Here is a 22,354-nt window from a genome sequence, read left to right as displayed (position 1 = left end):
CTCCTGTTTATTGGGCGACGGGCACATCGCGCAGGCGCGCCATCGCGGCGATGGCGCGGCATGCTGTACCGAATTCGGCGGTTTTGTCGAAGAAGAAATCCGCGCCTGCCAGGTCGCTCGCCGTGCGAAACGCCGGCCCGGACTGATTCGTCAGCACGACGATCGCCACCTTGGGCGCGACGCGCGTGAGCGTTGCAATCAGTTCGAGCCCGCTGCTGTCGGTGAGCCGCAGCTCGATCACGGCAACGTCGGCCTGGGACGCGAGAATGCCTGCCAGCGCCGCCTGCGCGTCCTCCGCCTCGCCCACGACCGCGACCTCGGGCGGTGCGTCGAGCAGGGCCGCGAGCCGACGCCGCAGGGCGGCGGCCGGATCGACCAGGAAGACCTTCAATGCAGCGGTGGCGTGATTCGCATTCATGGCGGCAAGTATGCGGGGGCCGCCGCGTCGGCGAAATCGGCGCGGGTTGAAGATCCGGTAAGGATTTACGTACTTCGTGTAGGGAATTTCCTACAGTGTGTGAAGGTACGGCGGGGTGATTGTTGCGCGCACCGTCTCGACGACGGGCAATCTTTCATTGTGCGCGAGCCCGCGTGGCGGGGCCTAGCGCGGTTTGTCACGCGCTTGACATGTGTCAAGCGCCGCCGCACCCCGGTGCCTACAGTGCAGCGCATGGGCGGGCCGGCTGTCGACGCGAGATGTCGCGGCGGCCGGCCCGCATCGTTTCTCAATCGATGCCCGCCGCGCGACGAAGGCGCGAGGCGGGCGGACCCCGGGAGAACAGAATGCAGACGAAACGCGTGGCCTTGGTGACGGGCGGTATGGGCGGTCTGGGCTCGGCGATCAGCCGCCGGCTTTACGACGCTGGGTTCGCGGTGGCGGTGACGCACTCGGCCCACAACGATCACGTGGCGACCTGGCTCATGCACGAGCGCGATGCGGGGCGCCAGTTCCGCACGTATGCGGTCGACGTCGGTGATTTCAGCGCGTGCGAGCGTTGCGCGGAACAGGTCCTGAAGGATTTCGGGCAAGTCGATGTGCTGATCAACAACGCGGGCATCACCCGCGACGTCACGTTCGCAAAGATGACGAAGGGCGATTGGGACACCGTCCTGCGCACCGATCTCGATGCGTTGTTCAACATGACGAAACCGTTCATCGCGGGGATGGTCGAGCGCCAGTTCGGCCGGGTGATCAACATCGGCTCGGTGAACGGCTCGCGCGGCGCGTTCGGCCAGACCAACTACGCGGCCGCGAAGGCGGGCCTGCATGGGTTCACGAAGGCGCTGGCGCTCGAGACGGCGCGCCACGGCGTGACCGTCAACACGGTGTCGCCGGGCTACCTCGCCACCGCGATGGTCGAGTCGGTGCCGCGCGACGTGCTCGAGCAGCGCATCCTGCCGCAGATTCCGGTGGGCCGGCTCGGGCGTCCGGAGGAGATCGCGTCGTTCATCGCCTATCTGTGCTCGGACGACGCGGGCTTCATGACGGGCGCGGACGTCGCGCTCAACGGCGGCATGCACATGCGTTGAGGAGCACGGGCGCATACGGCCGATGCGGAATGTCCGATGCGGGTCGCCACCGGGGATGCGACCCGCATCGGATGCACGACGGGAATTGCCACACTTTCTGAACTTGTCGAACACGGTAATTCAACGAACAGTGAGGACTCCGGCCCTACCGTATTAATTCGGGTTATTTCAAAAAACGAAGGGGTGGCCCGTGAGATACGATTGGCGCCGGGTGTGGACCTGGCTGGCTGTGCTTGGTTGTGCTTTGTTCCTGTCCACGGGCGCGCGAGCGGCCGGCGGACCGTCTTATACCGATATCGTGTCCGCGAGCAGCGGGCTCTGCCTGTCGAGCGTGGGCAACGCGTCGACCGCCGGGGCCGCCATCGTCCAGACTTCCTGCTCGGGGAACGCCAATACGACCTGGGCGTTCGTGCCGGTCGGCAATCGCTATCACATCGTGTTGCAGGGAACGGGCCTGTGCCTCAACGTGCCGGGCGGTACGGGTGCGAGCGGGATGCAGCTGATCCAGTACGGCTGCCAGAGCAGCAGCGCACTCAATGATCAATGGACCGTCGTCGCGGTCGGCGCCAGCTATCGGATCGTCTCCGCGCAGAACGGCCTGTGCGTGAATGTGAGCGGCGCCTCGACCGCCGACGGCGCAGCCTTGATCCAGTACGCTTGCCAGGGCGCCTCGACGACCAACGACCAGTTCAACCTCTATCTGCCCGTGCAGGCGGCCACCAACATCGTCGGAGCCGGCAGCGGTCTTTGCATGATCGCGAACGGCAGCGCCGTCACGCAGGGCGCGTGCGACAACCAGGGCGGCACGGCCTGGAACCTCGTGCCGGCGGGCAGCGGCTATCACGTCGTGTCCAGCACCGGCCAATGCCTGAACGTGTACGGCGGCAAGGGCTCGAGCGGCACGCCGTTGATTCCGTATGCCTGCCAGGGCGATAACGCGACCAACGACCAATGGACGGTCCTGCCGGTGGGCGGGCGCTACCGGCTGGTGTCGGTGGCGAGCGGGATGTGCGCGAACGTCAGCGGCGGCTCGAATGCCGCCGGCGCACCACTGATCCAGTATCCCTGCCAGGGCGCGACCACGCTGAACGACCAGTTCCAGCTTGCGTTGCCGCAGACGTTCCCGGCCACGCTGCCGTCCGCGTGGAGCCCGGTGATTCCGTTGCCGGTGAATCCGATCGGCGTCGCCAATACGCCGGCGGGTAAGCTCGTGATGTGGTCGGCCTATCAACCCTTCAGTTACCAGGGCGACGACGGCGGCAACGTAACTCAAACGTACACGGCGGTGTTCGATCCGGCGACCAATACGGCCACGCAGTATCTCGAAACCTCGGCCGGTTCCGACATGTTCTGCCCGGGCACCGCGATGCTCCCGGACGGGCGCCTGCTCGTGAACGGCGGCAGCAGCAGCGCCAAGACGACGCTCTACGACGCATCGACCAACGCCTGGAGTACCGCCGCGGCGATGAACATTCCGCGCGGCTACCAGGGCGACACGCTGCTGTCGACGGGCGCGGTGCTGACGCTGGGCGGCTCGTGGAGCGGCGGCCAGGGCGGCAAGAGCGCCGATCTCTGGACCGTCGGCGGTCGCTGGACGGTGCTGTCGGGCGTGCCGGAGGCCAACGTGGTCGGCCCCGATCCGCAGGGCATCTATCGCGGCGACAACCACCTGTGGCTGTTCGCGCAGGCGAACGGCAGCGTGTTCCACGCGGGGCCCAGCTCACAGATGAACTGGATCTCGACGAACGGCAGCGGTTCGATCCAGTCGGCCGGCAAGCGCGGCGTCGATCCGTTCTCGGTCAACGGCAACGCGTTGCTGTACGACGTCGGCCAGATCCTGAAGGTAGGCGGCGCGAAGTCGTATCAGCAGAACGGCGCGACGCCGACCTATGCGTCGAACGCGGCCTATCTGATCGACATCACGCGCGGCCCGAACCAGACGGTCGGCGTGAAACGCATCAACGGCATGACTTATCAGCGCGCGTTCGCGAGCAGCGTGGTCCTGCCGAACGGCAATATCGTGGTCGTCGGCGGCCAGAGCGTGCCGCAGCCGTTCACCGATACGAGCGCCGTACTGGTGCCGGAGATCTGGGATCCGGTCACGCAGCGCTTCAACCTGCTCAAGCCGATGCAGACGCCGCGCACCTATCACAGCACGGCGATCCTGATGGCGGACGGGCGCGTGTTCGTCGGCGGCGGCGGCCAATGCGGCACCGGTTGCGCGAACAATCACCTGAACGCGGAGATCCTGACGCCGCCCTATCTGCTCAATGCGGACGGCACGCCGGCCACGCGTCCGGCGATCGTGTCGGTCCCCGCGAGCGCCGCGCGCGGCACGACGATCGCGGTGTCGACGCAGGGGGCAGTCTCGTCGTTCGTCTTGATGCGGATGTCGTCGATCACGCACACCACGAACAACGATCAGCGCCGGATTCCGCTCGCGATCGCGGCGTCGAGCGGCACGGCCTACCAGCTGACGATCCCGACCGATGCCGGTGTCGCGCTGCCCGGCTATTACATGCTGTTCGCACTCGACGCAAACGGCGTGCCGAGCGTGTCGAAAGCGATTCAGATCAGCTGATGCGGCGGCGAATCACGAAGCGCGCGGGCGTCGCGCTGTGCGCGGCGCTGGTGGCGGCGGTTGCCGCGATTGCCGTGCGGGCGGCGCCCGAGCCGTCGCCGAGCGGCGACGCCGCGCGCGGACGGGCGCTGTTCACCGGGGCCGCGCCGCTGCAGGCCCGGCTCGCCTCGCATCCGTCCGATCTGCCGGCGGCGGTCGTGCGGTGCGCGAATTGTCATGCGGCGGGGGGCGGGGCAGCGGTGGCGAATTCGATCGCGCCGCGCCTGTCGCGCGGCTGGCTCGTCGATTGGCAGAGCCGGCGCGGCGGTCCGCCGAGCCGCTACGACCGCGACGCGTTCTGCGCATTGCTGCGCGACGGCGTCGACCCTTCCTATGTACTGATCAACGTCCAGATGCCCCGCTACCGCGTCGATGCGCGCGACTGCGCGGCGCTCTGGCATTTCCTGACCGAGGGATCCGATGGACGCTCCTGATTCGCGCGCGCGCCGTCGCGCGCTGTGCGCTGCCGCGCTCGCGGCGGCGGCCTGGCCCGTGCTCGGCCGCGCGCAGGATGCGCCGCTCAGCTATCACGGCGGCCGCATCGCGCCGCCCGTGCCGGTGCCGGACTGGCCGGTGCGCACGGCGGACGGACGCGAGACGCGTCTTCAGGCGCTGCTGGCCGGACGCGTGACGGCGTTGCAGTTGTTCTTCACGGGATGTTCGGCGACCTGTCCGATCCAGGGCGCGGTGTTTCAGCGCGTGCAGGCGCTGCTGGGTTCGCGGCGGCGCGCCGACGTGCAGTTGCTATCGCTGAGCATCGATCCGCTCTCGGACACGCCGCAGCGCATGAAAGCGTGGCTCGCGCGCTTCGATGCGCGGCCCGGCTGGGTGGCGGCCGCGCCGTCGCTGAGCAACGTCGATGCGGTCCAGCGGCTGTTCGGCGGAGGCACGACGGGGCTCGACAATCACAGCACGCAGGTGCAGGTGATCGATCGCGACGGGCGGCTGATCTGGCGGACCTATGAGCTGCCGTCGGCCGAATCGATCGTGTCGATGCTCGGGCGATAGCGCGACCACGGCGGATCCGGCCGACTCATCGTTAATTCAGTACATACCGGAAACGACGTTGCGTCGAGCCGCATCACGGACGGTCATGTAACGAACAGTAAGGACTCCGGGCTTACCGTATTAATGCTGGTCATTCCAATAAGCTACGGGGTGGCTCATGAGATACGATTGGCGCCGGGTGTGGGCCTGGCTGGTTGCGTTTGGCTGTGCATTGTTGTTCCTGTCCACGGGCGCGCGCGCGGCCGGCGGACCGTCTTATACCGATATCGTGTCCGCGAGCAGCGGGCTCTGCCTGTCGAGCGCGGGCAACGCGTCGACCGCGGGGGCCGGCATCATCCAGACTTCCTGCTCGGGGAATGCCAATACGACCTGGGCGTTCGTGCCGGTCGGCAATCGCTACCACATCGTCCTGCAAGGCACGGGGCAGTGCCTGAACGTGCCGGGCAGCTCGCGCGCGAACGGGACGCAACTGATCCAGTACGGCTGCCAGGGCAGCAGCGTGCTCAACGATCAATGGACGCTCGTCGCGGTCGGCGCCAGCTACCGGATCGTTTCCGCGGTGAACGGCCTGTGCGTGAACCTGAACGGCGGCTCGACCGCCAGCGGCGCGCCCGTGATCCAGTCCAGCTGCCAGGATGCCTCGTCGACCAGCGACCAGTTCAACCTCTACCTGCCCGTGCAGGCGGCCACCAACGTCGTGGGGGCCGGCAGCAGCCGCTGCATGGTCGTGAACGGCAACGCCGTCACGCAGGGCGCGTGCGACAACCAGGGCAGCACGGCCTGGAGCTTCGTGCCGGCGGGCAGCGGCTACCACGTCGTGTCGCAGCGCACCGGCCAGTGCCTGAACGTGTCCGGCGGCAGCCGCACGAGCGGCACGCCGTTGATTCCGTATGCCTGCCAGGGCGATACCGTGACCAACGACCAATGGACGGTCCTGCCGGTGGGCGGCCGCTACCGGCTGGTGTCGGTGGCGAGCGGGATGTGCGCGAACGTCAGCGGCGGCTCGAATGCCGACGGCGCACCGCTGATCCAGTATCCCTGCCAGGGCGCAGGCGTCCTGAACGACCAGTTCACGCTTGCGTTGCCGCAGACGTTCCCGGTCACGCTGCCGTCCGCGTGGAGCCCGGTGCTGCCGTTGCCGGTGAATCCGATCGGCCTCGCCAACACGCCGGCGGGCAAGCTCGTGATGTGGTCGGCCGCCGACAGCTTCGGTATCCAGAACGACGTCGGCACCAAGGCGACCCAGACGCAGACGGCGGTGTTCGATCCGGCCACCAATACGGCCACGCAGTACCTCGAAACCTCGGCCGGTTCCGACATGTTCTGCCCGGGCACCTCGATGCTCCCGGACGGGCGCCTGCTCGTGAACGGCGGCGACAGCAGCCCGAAGACGACGCTCTACGACTGGTCGACCAATACCTGGAGTGCCGCCGCGATGATGAACATTCCGCGCGGCTACCAGGGCGATACGCTGCTGTCGACGGGCGCGGTGCTGACGCTGGGCGGCTCGTGGAGCGGCGGCCAGGGCGGCAAGAGCGCCGAGCTCTGGACCGACGGCGGACGCTGGACAGTGCTGCCGGGCGTGCCGGAGGCCAACGTGGTCGGCCCCGATCCGCAGGGCATCTATCGCGGCGACAACCACCTGTGGCTGTTCGCGCAGGCGAACGGCAGCGTGTTCCATGCGGGGCCGAGCGCCCAGATGAACTGGATCTCGACGGGCGGCAGCGGCGCGATCCAGTCGGCCGGCAAGCGCGGCGTCGATCCGTACGCGATCAACGGCACCGCGTCGCTGTACGACGTCGGCCTGATCCTGAAGGCGGGCGGCGCGAAGTCGTATCAGCAGAACGGCGCGACGCCGACCTATGCGTCGAACGCGGTCTACCTGATCGACATCACGCGCGGCCCGAACCAGACGGTCGGCGTGAAACGCATCAACGGCATGACCTACCAGCGCGCGTTCGCGAACAGCGTGGTCCTGCCGAACGGCAACATCGTGTTCGTTGGCGGCCAGAGCGTGCCGCAGCCGTTCACCGACACGAGCGCCGTGATGGTGCCGGAGATCTGGGATCCGGTCACGCAGCGCTTCAACCTGCTCAAGCCGATGCAGACGCCGCGCACCTATCACAGCACGGCGATCCTGATGGCGGACGGGCGCGTGTTCGTCGGCGGCGGCGGCCAATGCGGCGCCGGTTGCGCGGCCAACCACCTGAACGCGGAGATCCTGACGCCGCCTTACCTGCTCAATGCGGACGGCACGCCGGCCGCGCGCCCGGCGATCGTGTCGGTTCCCGCGAGCGCCGCGCGCGGCGCGACGATCGCGGTGTCGACGCAGAGTGCGGTCGCGTCGTTCACTCTGATGCGGATGGCCTCGGTCACGCATTCGACGAACAACGACCAGCGCCGGATTCCGCTCGCGATCGCGGCGTCGAGCGGCACGGCCTACCAGCTGACGATCCCGACCGATGCCGGTGTCGTGCTGCCCGGCTATTACATGCTGTTCGCGCTCGACGCAAACGGCGTGCCGAGCGTGTCGAAAGCAATCCGGATCAACTGATGCGGCGATCTACCGTGAAGCGCGCGGGCGTCGCGCTGTGCGCGGCGCTGGCGCTGACGGCGGCGGTTGCCGCGATTGCCGTGCGGGCGGCGCCCGAGCCGTCGCCGAGCGGCGACGCCGCGCGCGGACGGGCGCTGTTCACCGGGGCCGCGCCGCTGCAGGCCCGGCTCGCCTCGCATCCGTCCGATCTGCCGGCGGCGGTCGTGCGGTGCGCGAATTGTCATGCGGCGGGGGGCGGGGCAGCGGTGGCGAATTCGATCGCGCCGCGCCTGTCGCGCGGCTGGCTCGTCGATTGGCAGAGCCGGCGCGGCGGTCCGCCGAGCCGCTATGACCGCGACGCGTTCTGCGCATTGCTGCGCGACGGCGTCGACCCTTCCTATGTACTGATCAACGTCCAGATGCCCCGCTACCACGTCGATGCGCGCGACTGCGCGGCGCTCTGGCATTTCCTGACCGAGGGATCCGATGGACGCTCCTGATTCGCGCGCGCGCCGTCGCGCGCTGTGCGCGGCCGCGCTCGCGGCGGCGGCCTGGCCCGTGCTCGGCCGCGCGCAGGATGCGCCGCTCAGCTATCACGGCGGCCGCATCGCGCCGCCCGTGCCGGTGCCGGACTGGCCGGTGCGCACGGCGGACGGACGCGAGACGCGTCTTCAGGCGCTGCTGGCCGGACGCGTGACGGCGTTGCAGTTGTTCTTCACGGGATGTTCGGCGACCTGTCCGATCCAGGGCGCGGTGTTTCAGCGTGTGCAGGCGCTGCTGGGTTCGCGGCGGCGCGCCGAGGTGCAGTTGCTGTCGCTGAGCATCGATCCGCTCTCGGACACGCCGCAGCGCATGAAAGCGTGGCTCGGGCGCTTCGATGCGCGGCCCGGCTGGGTGGCGGCCGCGCCGTCGCTGAGCAACGTCGATGCGGTCCAGCGGCTGTTCGGCGGAGGCACGACGGGGCTCGACAATCACAGCACGCAGGTGCAGGTGATCGATCGCGACGGGCGGCTGGTCTGGCGGACCTATGAACTGCCGTCGGCCGAATCGATCGTGTCGATGCTCGGGTAGCGGGCGGGTTCTTCGCCGCGGCGCGCCCTGTTCAAGCGCGCACGGCCTCCACCACGCGCGCGGCGAGCGGATGATGCTGGCCGCGCCGCGAACGGATCGCGTGGATTTCCTCGCTCACGCCCTCGGCGCGCCCGAGCGGGCGCAGGTCGCGCAGCAGCGTGGCGTCGCCCGCGCCGAGCTGGCTGAGCGGAAACACGCCGAGCCCGCGCGCGGCGAACACGGCCATCAGCGCGCTGTCCTCGAATTCGCCGGCGATGCGCGGCCGCACGCCGACGCTTTCGAGCCAGCGGTCGAGCCGCGCGCGCAGCGGCGAGTGCGTGGTCGGCAGCAGGACCGGCAGCGCGGCGAGGCTGCCGGGGAAGCCGGCGCGCGCGGCGCGCGTGACCAGCGCGGCCGGCCCGTACCAGTCGACCGGCGATTCGGCGAGCCGCTCGCTCGTCACGCGCAGGTTCGCGTTGTACGGCGCGGGCTGCCCCGCCAGCACCAGGTCGAGGTGATGCAGCGCCAGTTCGCCGAGCAGTTCCTCGTGCTCGCCCTCGTGACACAGCAGCCGCAGCGCGGGCGTATCCAGCACGGGCGCGAGCAGGGCATGCGCGGCCAGCTTGGAGATCCCGTCCGACAGCCCGACCGCGAGCCGCGCGACCGCGCCGCTCGATGCCTCGCGGACCTCGTCCGGGATCAGCCGCCCGAGCTGGAAGATCTCTTCCGCCCGTGCGAACGCCGCCTGGCCGGCGTCGGTCATCGTCACGCCGCGTCCGGCGGGCTTGAGCAAGGGGTGCCCGAGCGCTTTTTCCAGCTCGCGCACCTGCGCGCTGATGGTCTGCACGGCCATATCCAGCCGCTCGGCCGCGCGGGCGAAGCCGCCTTCCTTCACGACCACCCAGAAGTAATACAAATGGCGAAAGTTCAGCATGGCGGTTAACTTCGGAAAAACCGAATCAAAGATCTGATTATCGCTGATTTTTTCGAAACGAAAATGCGTGCATCATCGGGTCTTTCGACCTGAACCCCGCGCATCCTCATGGACTACCTGCTCGCACTCGCTGTCGACCCCGCCGTCTGGGCGGCCTTGCTCACGCTCGTCGTGATGGAGGTCGTGCTGGGCATCGACAACCTGATCTTCATCTCGATCCTGAGCAACAAGCTGCCCGAGGCGCAGCGCGCCCGCACCCAGCGGATCGGCATCGCGCTCGCGCTGGTGATGCGGCTCGCGCTGCTCGGCATGGTGGCGTGGATCGCGCGCCTGACCGAACCGGTGTTCTCGCTGTTCGACCATGCGTTTTCCTGGCGCGACGTGATCCTGATCTCGGGCGGCCTGTTCCTCGTCTGGAAGGCGACCCGCGAAATGCATCACCACGTGTCGCGCGACGGCGACGCGGCGGGCGGCGCGAGCGGCGCGGTCGGCCTGGGCATGTGGGCGGCGATCAGCCAGATCATCATGCTCGACCTGGTGTTCTCGATCGACAGCATCGTGACGGCGATCGGCATGACGGAACACGTCCCGATCATGTTCGTCGCGGTGATCGCCGCCGTGATGGTGATGCTGTTCGCGGCCCAGCCGCTCGCGCGCTTCATCGACCGCAACCCGACCATCGTGATGCTCGCGCTCAGCTTCCTCGTCGTGATCGGCATGACGCTGATCGCGGAAGGCTTCGGGACGCACGTGCCGAAGGGCTATATCTACGCGGCGATGGCGTTCTCGGCTTTCGTCGAAGGGATGAACATGCTGGCGCGGCGCGCGAAGCGCCGCCGCTCCGGCGCGGAGTAAGCGCGTGCCGCCGCCCGCGACGGGCGGCGGCTTTTTCCTCGCACGATCGAAGGCAACCCGCTGTCGCAAGGAGCGTCACGATGAAATGTCCGGCCTGCAAGACCCCCGACCTGTTGATGACCGAGCGCCAGGCCATCGAGATCGACTACTGTCCCGCCTGCCGAGGCGTGTGGCTCGACCGCGGCGAACTGGACAAGCTGATCGCCCGCGCCGATGACGCGCGGCCCGCCGGGCGCGACGCGGCGCGCGCGCCCTCGCCCTCGCCCTCGGCCGCGCGCCACGACGACTGGGGCCAGCGCGGAAGCGCGCCGCGCGACGGCGGCCATGCGCATTCCGGTTACCGCAAGAAGAAATCGCTGTTCGACCTGTTCGACTTCGATTGAGCGCGGCGCGTCAGCCGAGCGCGCCGGCGACGATGCGGGCCGCGTCCGCGAGGATCGCGTCGCCGCCCTTGCCGCCCGTGTAGAAGAGCGCGAGCAGCACCGGCTGCCGCTCGGGCGGCCACAGCGCGCCGATGTCGTTGACGGTGCCGCGCGCGCCGGTCCCGGTCTTGTCGGCCACGCGCCAGCCGGCCGGCACGCCCGCGCGGATGCGCTTGTCGCCCGTCGTGTTGCCGAGCAGCCAATCCCGCAGCTGCGTGCGCTGCGCGGGCGGCAGTGCATCGTCGACCAGCAGCGCGCGCAGGCTGCGCGCCATCGCGCTCGGCGTGCTGGTGTCGCGCGGGTCGCCCGGCAGCGCGCTGTTCAGCTCCGGTTCCCAGCGGTCGAGCCGGAACGTCGCGTCGCCGATCGAGCGCGCGAACGCGGTGACGGCGGCCGGCCCGCCGAGCACTTTCAGCAGCAGGTTCGCCGCGGCGTTGTCGCTGTACTGCAGCGTCGCCGCGCACAGTGCCGCGACCGTCATGCCCGCGCCCACGTGCTGTTCCGTGATCGGCGAGTAATCGAGGAGGTCGCGCTTGTCGTAGCGGATCACCCGCTCCAGCAGGCCGGCCTCGTGCTGCGCGCGGGCCAGCACCGCCGCGGACAGCATCAGCTTGAAGGTGCTGCACAGGGGGAAGCGCTCGTCGGCGCGGTGGCCCAGGAGCGCGCCGTTCGCGGTATCGAGCGCGCAGACGCCGAGCCGGCCGCCCGCCTTGCGCTCGAGGGCGGCGAGGCGCGCGACGGCGGGGGCGGACGAGGCGGCGGTGTCGGCCGCATGGGCGCGCAGGGCGAACGCGAGCGGCGCGGCGCTGCCGGCCAGCAGCAGCGTACGGCGGAGCGGGGAGTGAGTCATGAGCAGGCTCTCTTTCGATCGGGTGGATGGGGTGCGACGGCGCCGGCGCATCAGGACTATCGGTCCTTTTCGAAATGCTTGCAAACGACGATAATTACCGGCAAGCAAAAGAAAATCTAATGGACCGATATGCGACCCCATCTTCCTCTGAATGCGCTTCGGGCGTTCGAATCGTCGGCGCGGCACCTGAGCTTCACGCGTGCGGCGCTGGAGCTGCGCGTGACCCAGGCGGCCGTCAGCCAGCAGGTGCGGCAGCTCGAGGAGCGGCTCGGCTGCACGCTGTTCAAGCGCCTGCCGCGCGGTCTCGGGATCACCGACGAGGGCCGCGCGCTGCTGCCCGTGCTCAGCGACGCGTTCAGCCGGATCGAGACGGTGCTCAAGCAGTTCGACGGCGGGCATTTCCACGAGGTGCTGACGATCGGCGTGGTCGGCACCTTTGCCATAGGTTGGCTGATGCCTCGCCTGCGTCGGTTTCGCCAGACGCATCCGTTCGTCGAGCTGCGGCTGCTGACCCACAACAATCTCGTCGACCTTGCCGCGGAAGGGCTCGATTTCGCGATCCGCTTCGGGGAGGGCACCTGGCACGGCACGCACGGCACCTTCCTGCTCGACGCGCCGCTCACGGCGCTGTGCGCGCCGGAGATCGCCGAACGGCTCGACACGCCGGCCGCGCTGGAGCGCGAGACGCTGCTGCGCTCGTATCGCGCGGACGAATGGCTGAACTGGTTCGCGGCGGCGGAGCTTGCGCCGTGGCCGCTCAACGGCCCCGTGTTCGATTCGTCGCGCCTGATGGTGGAGGCGGCGATCCAGGGCGCGGGCGTCGCGCTGGCGCCGCCCGCGATGTTCGTGCGCGAGTTGCAGGCGGGCGTGCTGATGCGGCCGTTCGAGGTCGAGATCCGCACGGGCGGCTACTGGCTCGTGTGGCTGCGTTCGCGCGCGATGTCGCCCGCGATGCAGCTGTTTCATGACTGGATCGTCGCCGAGGCGGAGGAAGGGACGCGGGCGGTGGCGTGACGGCGCGGGCACCGGGCGCGGCGAAGCCGCCGGCCGCGAACGCGGGACGCGCGCGCGGCGTCGCGCTCCGCGTTCGCGGCGGGGCTTACTGGAACATGCGATTCAGGTCGGCGTGCGGCGCGCCGTCGGCGAAGGCGTCGAAGCGGCCCTCGACGAGCCCTTGCGCCGCGCGCATGAAGCCGCCCCATGCGGTGCGGGCGAGCGCGCCGCCCACGCTGACGCGTCGCACGCCGAGCGCGGCGACGTCCTGCAGCGTGAATTCGGACGGCGAGCCGATCAGCAGGTTCACCGGCTTCGGCGCGACCGCGGCGACCACGGCCTCGATCTGTTCGCGGGTGCGGATGCCGGGCGCGTAGAGCACGTCGGCGCCCGCCTCGGCGTAGGCCGCGAGACGCTTGATCGTGTCGTCGAGGTCCGGCGCGCCGACCAGGAAGTTCTCCGCGCGGCCGACCAGCAGCACGTCGCCGCCCGCCGCGTCGATCGCGTGCCGCGCGGCCCTGATGCGTTCGACCGCGACGTCGAGCGCGAACAGCGGCGCGGTGGGCGCGCCCGTCGAATCCTCGATCGACAGGCCCGCGACACCGGTATCGACCGCGAGCCGCACGCTGTCGGCGAGCGCATCGGGATCGGCGCCGAAGCCGTTCTCGAAATCGGCGTTGACGGGCAGGTCGGTCGCGGCGACGAGCGCGCGCAGGTGCGCGAGCACGGTGTCGCGGGTGAGGTGGTTGTCGGCATGGCCCAGCGACCACGCGAGGCCGGAACTGGTGGAGGCGAGCGCCTTGAAACCCAGGCTTTCCAGGTAGCGGGCGCTGCCGATGTGCCAGGGGTTCGGCAACATGAAGCAACCGGAGGCGTGCAGCGCGCGGAACGCGGCGCGTTTTTCGGCGATGGTGCGGGTCATGCGTGTCTCCTTGGGGTGAAGGGCGAGGCGATGAGGCGGCGCGCGACGCGCCGGTGTTTCAAGACGGGGCGCGCGGCCGGCGCGGCGATTTCATTCGAGATTGCCCGTGCGCTTGAGATCTTGCCGTGCGTCCGCGGCGATTTTCCAGGCGGCTTCCTGGTTGTCGCGCAGGTCGTTGTTCTCGAAGGTGCCGCCGCTGTCCTTGCGGATGTCGATGCCGATCTGGGCGTTGCCGGTGATGCGGTTGGTGTGGAGCGTGGGGTTGCCGCCGCTGAGCACCACGACCCCCGAGTGGGCGTTGTCGACGATCTGGTTTTTCTCGATGATCCCTTGCCCGTCCTTATGGACATACAGACCATTCGTTTTCCCTTTGCTGATGAGGTTCTTGCGCAGGATCGGGTTGCTGCCTTCCCGGATCTCGACACCCGATAGCGTATTGCCGATGATCTCGTTGCCTTCCAGCACGCCTCCGCCGTGTTCGTGGACGAACACGCCGCTGCCCTTGCCATCGCGGATGTGGTTGCGTCTCAGCGTGGGATTCGCGCCCTTCTTGATTTCCACGCCTGCGAGCGCATTGCCGTAAATCTCGTTGTTCTCGATCGTGCCCAGGCCGTCGGTGTTGAAGAATACGCCGCTCGCGTGATTGTCGTGGATGCGATTGAGGTAGAGCGCGGGCTGGGCGCCGTTCTTGATTTCCACGCCTGTCATCTGATTATTGAAGATGTCGTTGTTTTCCAGCGTGCCCTTGCTGTTGTCGCAGATGAAGACACCCGAAGCCTTGCCGCTATGAATGCGATTGCGGCGTAACGTGGGGTTGCCGCCGTCCTGGATGATGACGTTGCTGCCGACGTTGTCGAATATCTCGTTGTCTTCGAGCAGCCCGCGACCGGTGTCGGCGACAACGACGCCGAATGAGCGTCCGCCGTGGATGCGGTTTCGGTGGAGGGCGACATGCGCGCCTTCCGAGATCGCCACGCCAAGCTGGGCGTGGCCGACGATTTCATTGTCTTCCAAGGTGCCGAGGCCGTTCTCGTAAGCGATGACGCCGTCCGATGCGCCGTCGTGTATCCGGTTCCGGCGGATTCTCGGGTCGGCGCCGTCGTGGATGGCGATGCCGGCGAGACTCTGGCTGGAGATGGCGCAGTCTTCCAGGTCGAGGCGGCCCTGGGTGATGTCGACGCCATACCATTTGTCTCCTCCTGCCTGTCGAAGCGTCAGGTTCGCGATGCGCCCCATGCTGCTCCTGAAGAGCACGACGTCCTGATCCTGCGCCTCGATCACGATGTCGCCGCGATTGCCGTCGCCGATGATCTCGACCGGCTTGTCGATGACGAGCCCTTCCCGGTAGAGGCCGGGACGCACCAGGATGCGCGCGCCCGGCGCGGCGGCGGCGAGCGCCGCGTTGATCGTCAAGTGATCGCCGCGATGGAAGGCGTCCACGATCAGCGTGGGCACTTCGGTGCGCGCCTCGGGGCCGCGCGCCTGCTCCGTCGCCTTGGTGGCGCTCGCCTGCGTGCCGGCCGGATTGCCGTCGGATTCCGTTGCGCTGTCCGCCTCGCGCGTCTCGACTTCCGGCGCGACTTCCGGCAGCGCGGCCACGCGCACCTCCAGCGCCTCCACGATCTGCCGCGCGATGCCCGCGAGCCGCTTGCCGACTTCCGCCGAGGTGAGCGCATCGAAGCGCAGCGCGCGCCAGTCCGCGTACTGGCGCGTCGCGAGCAGCGCCGCGAGCGGATCCTTGTCGCGCTTCTGCGCGTCGTTCATCGACGGCGCATCGAGGTAGTAGACCGGCATGATCAGGTCGTTGCGCCCGAGCTTCTGCTCCCGTTCGAGGAAGCGCTCGAGTTCGCCGCGGCACGCCTGGCTCTTGAAGAACGCGGGCGTGACGATCGGAATCAGGAACGTGACCGCGTCGATCGCGCCGTCGAGGCGCGCTTTCCACTGCTCGCCCCAGCGCAGATCCTTGCGGTCCTGGAAAATATCGAAACGCTCGCCCAACTGCATGCCAATCTCGCCGCTCAGGCGTTCGCGAAACTGGGTCAGCCGCCCGTTCTCATGCTCGTCGTCCACGTGCACGTAGCTCATGAACGCAATCGGATTGTTTGCCACGCGAAATCTCCTTGTTATTCCCTGCGTATTCGTCCCGGCGCGGATGCGTCATCCGCCGGGGAAAGCGCGGCCGGCGCTTTCCCGTTTCTCTCGTCCCGCAGCGTATCAGAGCGCGCCGCGCCCCCGCGCGCTCACCCCCGCTTCCTGCCCCGACCAGCGCCCGACGAACGGCAGGACCGCCCGCACGAACGCGGCGTTGTCCTCGACGTGCGGGATATGCCCGAGCCCCGACAGCACCGTCAACGACGCATTCGGCAACAGCCGCGCGAGCCGCGCGCCGTCCGCGAGCGGCGTGACCGTGTCGGCGTTGCCCCAGATCACGTCGACCGGCATCGGCAGCGCGGCGAGCGCCGCGCTGCGCTCGCCGCGATCGCGGCCGGCATCGTTGAGGAACGCGTCGAGCCACTCGCCGTAGGCGGTGGTCGTGCCGGCGACCGACAGCGGCCGTTGATAGACGGCGACCACCTCGGGCGACAGCGCGCCGTGCCGCGTCGTGAAGCGTTCGAGGAACCAGCGCGTGAGGTGCGGATTGGTGGCCGTCGCGGCGATCAGCGGCCGGCGCAGCGCGGGTACGCCGAGCCCGCGCGCGACGAGGCCCGGCGCGGCGGGCGGTGGCGGATCGAGGCGCAGCGCGACGTCGACCAGCACCGCCGCGCTGAAGCGCCGCGGCTGCGCGAGCAGCGCCTCGACGGTCGCGCGTCCGCCGAATGAATGGCCGACCAGGATCGCGCGGCGCACGCCGAGCGTATCGAGCAGGCCGAGAATGCGCGCCGCCTGGTGCGATGTGTCGTAGGCGTCGGCGGCCGGGCGGCTGGTATAGCCGAACGGCGGCAGGTCGAGCGCGATGGTGCGGTAGCCGGCGCGCGCGAGCGCGTCCATGGTGGGCAGCCAGGTCGCGCTCCATGCGCCGAGCCCGGATACGAACACGATCGGCTCGCCCGTCGCCGGGCCGCGCTCCTGGATCAGCATCGACACGTCGGCCGCGCGCACGAAGCGGCTGCCCGGCGGGGCGGCGCTCGCCGCCGCGTCGCGCTCGCGCGCGCGGGCCGCGTAGTTCGCGATGCTCGCGGCACACACCGCAAGCAGGACCGGCGCGACGATCAGCGCCGCGAGCACTTTTTTGAAATTCATCGGGATTCGGATAATGCGGGATATTCGACGACTGATGCGGCGTGCCGATCAGCGGTTTTTTGCGTAATGGTGAAGCTTCTGAAGCAATGATGCAATGCCATCCATTACCGTGAAATTATCTTGGTATCGGCTAATTATAGAGAATACACTGCGCGTTTAGTGCCCGATAAACACTCAAACCGGGATACGGATTAAAAGATGTCCGCACTTTCACTGGCTTTCGCTTTCTTCAAGCGTCGCGGCCGCATCACGCGCAGCACCTGGCTGTCCCGGCTCGTCGTGGCGGGCCTGTTCTGCGCCGCGTTCGGCGAGTGGGCCGGCCGCTTCGCGGGCGAGGCGGGCGCCGGCGTGTTCGCGCTGCTGTTCATCTGGGCCGCGCTCGCGTTGTCGATCCAGCGCCTGCACGATATCGGCCGTTCGGGCGCCGCGCTGTGGGTCGCGCTCGTGCCGGTGCTCGGGCCGCTGTGGGTCGTCGTTCAACTGCTCAAGCGCGGCGCCGCGCACGAAAACCGCTTCGGCCCCGATCCGGCGAGCCGCGACGATTATCTGCAAGTCCCTATTTCCCGCTGATGCGCGACATGCCAACGGTCAACGACGTTACCTAGCTCAACCGGATTCCGGTTTTCTCGATCGCCACGCCCGCTTCCACGCAGGAGGTGGTCGACGCGCTGGTCCGGACCCAGCTTCCCGTGTCGATCGGCGGCGGCCATTTCAGCATGGGCGGCCACACCGCGAGCCCCGGCACGCTTCACCTCGATCTGCGCCGCATGAACCGCGTGCTGCGCTTCGATCCGCTTGTCGCCGTGATCCGCGTGCAGGCCGGGATCCGCTGGTGCGACATCCAGCGCTTCGTCGATCCGCACGGCCTCGCCGTCAAGATCATGCAGACCTATGCGAACTTCACGGTCGGCGGCGCGTTGTCGGTGAATGCGCACGGCCGCTACATGGGGCTCGGGCCGGTCGTGCTGTCGGTGCGCGCGATCACGCTGGTGCTGGCCGGCGGCGAGGTGGTCGAGGCGTCGCGCAGCGCGCATCCGCGCCTGTTCGACGCGGCGATCGGCGGTTACGGCGGGATCGGCGTCATCACCGAGGTGGAGCTGGACCTGGTGCCCAACACGCGCGTCGCGCGCAGCGACCGCAAGATGCGCACCGCCGACTACAAGCGCTGGTTCGACGCGAACATTCGCGGCCACGGCGACGTGGTGTTCCACAACTTCGATCTCTATCCGCCGCGCTATACGCGCGGCCGCGCGGTCAGCTGGACCGTGACCGACGCGCCCGCCACCGCGCCGCGCCTGCAGCCGCTCGCGCGCGGCTTCCTCGCGGCCAAGTATCTGCTGTGGGCGATCACCGAGACGCCGCTCGGCAAGTTCCGCCGCGAGTATCTGTACGACCCGCTGCTGCACCTCGGCACGAAGGTGCACTGGCGCAACTATGAAGCCGGCTACGACGTCGCCGAGCTGGAGCCCGTCGGGCGGCGCGACCGCACCTACGTGCTGCAGGAGTATTTCGTGCCGGCGGAGGCGGTCGGCGAGTTCGCGCAGACGATGGGCGCGGTGCTCGCGCGGCACCAGGTCAACGTCGTCAACATCTCGATCCGCCATGCGCTCGGCGACGACCGCACGCTGATGGCGTGGGCGCGCGGCGAGACCTTCGCGTTCGTGCTGTATTACAAGCAGCGCACGCGCGAGAACGCGCGCGAACGCGTCGCGGTCTGGACCCGCGCGTTGATCGACGCGGTGCTCGCGGTCGGCGGCACCTACTACCTGCCGTATCAGCTGCACGCGACGCACGAGCAGTTCCATCGCGCGTACCCGCGCGCGCGCGAGATGTTCGCGCTGAAGGCCGAACTCGATCCGCACTACCGGCTGCGCGGCGCGCTGTGGGACCGTTACTACGCGCCGTTGCTGCAGCCCGCGGCGAGCGCGCCGGCGCGGCCGAGCGCCTCGCTGTTCGCGGCGGTGTACGGCGGCGAGCGCGAGGCGGACCGCTTCTATACGTTCCTGCAGAACATCTTCAACGTGTTGCCGGCGGATCGCCTGCACGCGCTGATCAAGGACGAGACCGCGAAGCACGCCGACGACGAGACGATCTATCGCGGCGTCCAGGCGCGCCTGAAGTCGATCACGCCGCCGCTCGCGATGCTCACGCATGCGCTGCCGTCGCTCGCGACGCAGAAGGCCGAGATGGGACGGCAGGCGGCGCAGCTGCTCGGCGACGCGGCGCTGCGCGATTACGTCGAGATCGGCACGACGGGCCGCTATGTGAAGGCGATGCGCAAGCACCTGAAGCTCGGCGGCCGCGTGACGCTCGTGCACGAGGTCGCGCCGGGCAACTCGCCCGTCGACATCGTCGAGCGCGGGCAGATCGGGCGGATCGGCGACTTCACGCCGCTGCACGACTACGCGCCGATCGCGCTGCCGTCGGCCAGCGCCGATCTCGTCAGCTGCTTCGTCGGCCTGCATCACATGGCGCCCGACAAGCTCGCGCCGTTCCTCGACTCGATCGCGCAGATCGTGCGGCCCGGCGGCTACTTCATCGTGCGCGATCACGACGTCACGAGCGAGGCGATGGATGCGTTCGTGTCGCTCGCGCATACCGTGTTCAACGCCGGCCTCGGCGAGAGCTGGGAGACCAATCGCCGCGAGCTGCGGCACTTCGCGAGCGTCGATGCCTGGATCGCCCGGATCGAGGCGGCCGGCTTCCGGCACACGGGCGCGCGGCTGCGGCAGGACGGCGACCCGTCCGACAACCTCCTGATGGCGTTCCAGCGCACGGGGGCCGCGGCATGACGCGCTGGTTCAGGCAGGCCATCGCGGCGTTGTGCCTCGCGAGCGCGGGCGCGGGCGTGCCGGCCGCACCCGGCGCGGCTTCCGGCGACAGCCTGGTGCCGCCCGAGGCGCGGCGCGGCGCCGAGCAGACGCTGCTGACGTTTCCGGAGTGGTATCTCGTGCACAGCCCGGCCGAGTACGCGCGGATCGTGCGGCGCGCGCCGTCGCACGCGTTCCCGTTCCTCGCTCAGGTCGCGCAGCTGTGGTCCGGCTATGCGGACGTGACGGCCGAGCAGATGCGCGACCGCTATCCGCTGAATGGCGGCTATCACGTGATGATCTGGGTGATCGCGACGAGCACCACGGTCGAGTATGCGCTGCGTTCGCTGTACGAGAACACGGTCGGCCGCGCGAGCTGGCTGCTCGGCGGCGAGCGGTTGACCGATGAGGATCGCTACGGCGCGCAGGCCGCGCAGGAATACGTCGATTTCATCCGCCAGGAGCCCTGGTACCTGTTCGACTTCACGGCGCGCCTGCGTCACTTGTGGACCGACGTGCCGCTGTGGGGGCCGGGGATCGTGCGCAAGTGGGAGCGGCGCTATGCGCTGACGTCCGAGTACGCGGTGAAGGCCGTATACGGCAAGCTGATCGAGAAGGCGACGCGCGCCGCATATACGCCCGCGCTGATGACGACCGACGTCGTGGTCGACCGGCTGCCGCCCGAGGGCGCGCTGCCGCCGCGGGTCGAGGTGCTGAAGCGCTGGCCGGACGGCCGCGCGCTGCTGTCGCTGCCGCGCTATTTCGATTTCCGGCTCGCGGCCACCACGCTCGCGCGGCGGGGCGTCCGGTTCGTCGACATCGCGGGCAACGACTCGATCATCCTCGTCACCGTGTGGGCGCCGCGCGACGCGGCGCTGCCGGCCGGCCAGGGGCGGGTGCTGTTCGAGCAGCCGCTGACGGACCCCGCCGGCATGCGGCGGCTCGGCGTGCTGGTGCCGGTCCGCGACCTGTCGGCATTCCTGGCCGGCGCGCCCGCGCTCGGGCTCGTCGCCGAGCACGTGTACGACTACTAGCGGCTCGGCGCGCGGGCCGCACGCATGTCATGCGGGCCGCCGCCGGCGTCGTGCGCGAGCGTGAAGCCCGCCTGCTCGTGCAGGCGGCGCGTGGCGGTGTCCGGTTTCGCGCCGAACGCGAGCCGGGCCGGACCTTGCGCGCGGGCGTCGGCGGCGAACCGTTCCGGCATTCACCGGCCGATACCCGGGCCGCGCCGCTCGGGCCGGACATGGATCGACGCGAGCAGCGCCGCGCCGTCGTGGATTGCCCGGAGGCAGTCGCCGATCGCCGCATCACCGGCTTCGGTCATCACCATCCGTTCGAGATCCTGCGTTCCTTGCTGCAGAGGCGCGTGCGTGCCGTCCTTCCAGCGGTTTTCGCGTGGCGATTCAATCCGGCGGAGGTGGTCGAGTTCGCCCGGATGGATCGGCGGCGCGGGCGGGGCGGAGAGGGCCGCCGCCGGTCATGCCGGGGGCGGCCGCGTGGTCGGTGAGCGGGTTTCGCGCGGCGGGACGCCGCGCGAAACCCGGCGCGATGCGCGCAAGCCGCCGCCGCCGCGCTACGGTTGCGACGGCAGCGCCGCGGCCGTGCGCGCGCGGTGCGCGTCGTCGAGCGCGCGGCCGATCGTGTGCTGCACGGCCGCCGCCTGGTCGAACAGGTAGAAGTGGCCGCCGTCGAAATCATGGAAGGTGACCGGGTGTTGCGAGCCGCGGGTCCAGTCGTGCAGGCCCGCCGCGCTCACCACCGGGTCGTGGCGGCCCGAGAACACCGCGACCGGGAACGGCTGCGGCGTCGCCGACGGCAGCGGGAAGCCCGCCTCCACGATGCGGAAATCGGCTTTCGCGAGCGTCAGCAGCATCTCCTTCAGCTCCCGGTGCTCGGCCAGTTCGCGCGGCGTGCCGCCGAGCGTGACCAGGTAATCGATGATCTCCGGATCGCTGCGCAGGTGGACCGGCGCATTCGCGCGGCGGCGGCCGCGTTCCGGGTAGAACGGCGCGTCCGCGCCGGAGGCGCCGAGCCACAGCGGCGGCCGGCCGAGCTGCGTCATGTCGTGTGCGAAGCAGTACGCGACGAGCGCGCCCATGCTGTGACCGAACACGGCATAGTCGCGCGGCAGGAACGGCGCCAGCGAACGCAGGTGGGCGATCATGGCCGGCACCGTGTCGACGGGCCGCTGGCGCATGGTCTTGCCGCGGCCGGGCAGGTCGATGAGCCAGACTTCGGTATCGGCGGGGAAACCCATCGCCCAGCGATGGTAGTTAGTCGCCGCGCCGCAGGCGTGATGAAACACCAGCAGCCGGTGGCGGGCCGCGTCGCGGCGGGAGGGAATCGTGATCGTGTCGGGTAGCGAGGCCATGCGCGGCGGCTCCGGGTCAGCGGAGGCAGGTCAGTGTGTTGTCATGTGTTCAAATGGCGGGCCGCGCTGCGCGCGAAGGTCCCGCCAGATGCGCCGAGGTGCTTTCTGGAATGCGCAGCAGATTATGCGGCACGCGCGCGCGGAATTCACGCATCGCTTTGTTCGGTCCGCCACACCGAGCGGAATCGGACCGTAAAAAAACGGAGACCCGCCGAC

At 69.2% G+C, this 22,354-nt stretch carries 22 protein-coding genes; 13 read left to right on the top strand and 9 right to left on the bottom strand.

Annotated features, from left to right (window positions below; translation table 11 throughout):
* Positions 1-7: 7 nt before the first annotated feature.
* Positions 8-418 (bottom strand): response regulator, encoded by a 411-nt coding sequence (locus Bsp3421_RS15640; protein ID WP_273996834.1) that lies wholly within the window; start codon positions 416-418, stop codon positions 8-10.
* 365 nt (positions 419-783) lie between these two features.
* Between Bsp3421_RS15640 and phbB the strand changes: the two genes are divergently transcribed.
* From phbB to Bsp3421_RS15605, 7 genes are all read left to right on the top strand, one after another.
* Positions 784-1,530, top strand: coding sequence for an acetoacetyl-CoA reductase (gene phbB / locus Bsp3421_RS15635; RefSeq protein ID WP_273996833.1), 747 nt, complete (start codon positions 784-786; stop codon positions 1,528-1,530).
* Between the two features lie 190 nt (positions 1,531-1,720).
* A complete protein-coding gene (locus tag Bsp3421_RS15630) occupies positions 1,721-4,111 on the top strand; it encodes an RICIN domain-containing protein (RefSeq protein WP_443111458.1) in 2,391 nt (796 codons plus the stop codon).
* Positions 4,111-4,584 (top strand): hypothetical protein, encoded by a 474-nt coding sequence (locus Bsp3421_RS15625; protein ID WP_337995267.1) that lies wholly within the window; start codon positions 4,111-4,113, stop codon positions 4,582-4,584. The genes Bsp3421_RS15630 and Bsp3421_RS15625 overlap by 1 nt, the downstream gene beginning before the upstream one ends.
* The gene (locus Bsp3421_RS15620) at positions 4,571-5,158 is read left to right on the top strand and encodes an SCO family protein (RefSeq protein ID WP_273996832.1); all 588 of its coding nucleotides are present in this window, start codon (positions 4,571-4,573) and stop codon (positions 5,156-5,158) included. The genes Bsp3421_RS15625 and Bsp3421_RS15620 overlap by 14 nt, the downstream gene beginning before the upstream one ends.
* Positions 5,159-5,315: 157 nt before the next feature.
* Positions 5,316-7,712: an RICIN domain-containing protein gene (locus Bsp3421_RS15615; RefSeq protein WP_337995266.1), complete on the top strand. Its 2,397-nt coding sequence runs from the start codon at positions 5,316-5,318 to the stop codon at positions 7,710-7,712.
* Positions 7,712-8,191 carry a hypothetical protein gene (locus Bsp3421_RS15610; RefSeq protein ID WP_337995265.1) on the top strand — a complete coding sequence of 160 codons (480 nt, stop codon included), beginning with the start codon at positions 7,712-7,714 and terminating at the stop codon, positions 8,189-8,191. The genes Bsp3421_RS15615 and Bsp3421_RS15610 overlap by 1 nt, the downstream gene beginning before the upstream one ends.
* Positions 8,178-8,762, top strand: a complete 585-nt coding sequence (locus Bsp3421_RS15605; RefSeq protein WP_273996831.1) for an SCO family protein — start codon at positions 8,178-8,180, stop codon at positions 8,760-8,762. The genes Bsp3421_RS15610 and Bsp3421_RS15605 overlap by 14 nt, the downstream gene beginning before the upstream one ends.
* A gap of 31 nt (positions 8,763-8,793) precedes the next feature.
* Here the strand turns inward: Bsp3421_RS15605 and Bsp3421_RS15600 are convergent, their stop codons facing one another.
* Positions 8,794-9,675, bottom strand: coding sequence for a LysR family transcriptional regulator (locus tag Bsp3421_RS15600; protein WP_273996830.1), 882 nt, complete (start codon positions 9,673-9,675; stop codon positions 8,794-8,796).
* A gap of 108 nt (positions 9,676-9,783) precedes the next feature.
* Between Bsp3421_RS15600 and Bsp3421_RS15595 the strand changes: the two genes are divergently transcribed.
* Positions 9,784-10,530, top strand: a complete 747-nt coding sequence (locus Bsp3421_RS15595) for a TerC family protein (RefSeq protein ID WP_273996829.1) — start codon at positions 9,784-9,786, stop codon at positions 10,528-10,530.
* A gap of 80 nt (positions 10,531-10,610) precedes the next feature.
* Positions 10,611-10,913 carry a TFIIB-type zinc ribbon-containing protein gene (locus tag Bsp3421_RS15590; protein WP_273996828.1) on the top strand — a complete coding sequence of 101 codons (303 nt, stop codon included), beginning with the start codon at positions 10,611-10,613 and terminating at the stop codon, positions 10,911-10,913.
* A 10-nt stretch (positions 10,914-10,923) separates the two neighbouring features.
* Here the strand turns inward: Bsp3421_RS15590 and bla are convergent, their stop codons facing one another.
* Positions 10,924-11,802: a class A beta-lactamase gene (bla, locus tag Bsp3421_RS15585; RefSeq protein ID WP_273996827.1), complete on the bottom strand. Its 879-nt coding sequence runs from the start codon at positions 11,800-11,802 to the stop codon at positions 10,924-10,926.
* 129 nt (positions 11,803-11,931) lie between these two features.
* On the opposite strand from bla, the gene Bsp3421_RS15580 reads away from it, so the two are divergent.
* Positions 11,932-12,816 carry a LysR family transcriptional regulator gene (locus Bsp3421_RS15580; protein WP_273996826.1) on the top strand — a complete coding sequence of 295 codons (885 nt, stop codon included), beginning with the start codon at positions 11,932-11,934 and terminating at the stop codon, positions 12,814-12,816.
* An 85-nt stretch (positions 12,817-12,901) separates the two neighbouring features.
* On the opposite strand, the gene Bsp3421_RS15575 is transcribed toward Bsp3421_RS15580, so the two are convergent.
* The 3 genes from Bsp3421_RS15575 to Bsp3421_RS15565 form a co-directional block, all read right to left on the bottom strand.
* Complete coding sequence (locus Bsp3421_RS15575; RefSeq protein WP_273996825.1) at positions 12,902-13,717, bottom strand: isocitrate lyase/PEP mutase family protein; 816 nt, start codon at positions 13,715-13,717, stop codon at positions 12,902-12,904.
* A 90-nt stretch (positions 13,718-13,807) separates the two neighbouring features.
* On the bottom strand, positions 13,808-15,826 hold the full coding sequence (locus Bsp3421_RS15570) for a right-handed parallel beta-helix repeat-containing protein (protein WP_273996824.1): 2,019 nt from the start codon (positions 15,824-15,826) through the stop codon (positions 13,808-13,810).
* Between the two features lie 105 nt (positions 15,827-15,931).
* Positions 15,932-16,957, bottom strand: coding sequence for an alpha/beta fold hydrolase (locus tag Bsp3421_RS15565; RefSeq protein WP_273996823.1), 1,026 nt, complete (start codon positions 16,955-16,957; stop codon positions 15,932-15,934).
* 198 nt (positions 16,958-17,155) lie between these two features.
* Here Bsp3421_RS15565 and Bsp3421_RS15560 point away from each other — a divergent pair, with 198 nt between their 5' ends.
* The 3 genes from Bsp3421_RS15560 to Bsp3421_RS15550 all read left to right on the top strand — a co-directional run bounded on the left by Bsp3421_RS15560 (position 17,156) and on the right by Bsp3421_RS15550 (position 20,801).
* A complete protein-coding gene (locus Bsp3421_RS15560; protein WP_273996822.1) occupies positions 17,156-17,527 on the top strand; it encodes a DUF805 domain-containing protein in 372 nt (123 codons plus the stop codon).
* Positions 17,528-17,613: 86 nt separating this feature from the next.
* Positions 17,614-19,749, top strand: a complete 2,136-nt coding sequence (locus Bsp3421_RS15555; protein ID WP_273996821.1) for an FAD-binding protein — start codon at positions 17,614-17,616, stop codon at positions 19,747-19,749.
* Positions 19,746-20,801, top strand: a complete 1,056-nt coding sequence (locus Bsp3421_RS15550) for a hypothetical protein (protein WP_273996820.1) — start codon at positions 19,746-19,748, stop codon at positions 20,799-20,801. The genes Bsp3421_RS15555 and Bsp3421_RS15550 overlap by 4 nt, the downstream gene beginning before the upstream one ends.
* Here Bsp3421_RS15550 and Bsp3421_RS15545 read toward each other — a convergent pair.
* The 3 genes from Bsp3421_RS15545 to Bsp3421_RS15535 all read right to left on the bottom strand — a co-directional run bounded on the left by Bsp3421_RS15545 (position 20,798) and on the right by Bsp3421_RS15535 (position 22,138).
* Complete coding sequence (locus tag Bsp3421_RS15545; protein WP_273996819.1) at positions 20,798-20,971, bottom strand: hypothetical protein; 174 nt, start codon at positions 20,969-20,971, stop codon at positions 20,798-20,800. The two genes, Bsp3421_RS15550 and Bsp3421_RS15545, sit on opposite strands and share 4 nt — an antisense overlap.
* Positions 20,972-21,097 (bottom strand): hypothetical protein, encoded by a 126-nt coding sequence (locus Bsp3421_RS15540; protein ID WP_273996818.1) that lies wholly within the window; start codon positions 21,095-21,097, stop codon positions 20,972-20,974.
* Positions 21,098-21,340: 243 nt separating this feature from the next.
* Positions 21,341-22,138, bottom strand: coding sequence for a thioesterase II family protein (locus tag Bsp3421_RS15535; protein WP_273996817.1), 798 nt, complete (start codon positions 22,136-22,138; stop codon positions 21,341-21,343).
* Positions 22,139-22,354 lie beyond the last annotated feature (216 nt).

Origin of the sequence: Burkholderia sp. FERM BP-3421, from assembly GCF_028657905.1 — a bacterium.
Classification (GTDB): Bacteria; Pseudomonadota; Gammaproteobacteria; order Burkholderiales; family Burkholderiaceae; genus Burkholderia.
This window is presented reverse-complemented; position numbering and strand designations above follow the sequence as displayed.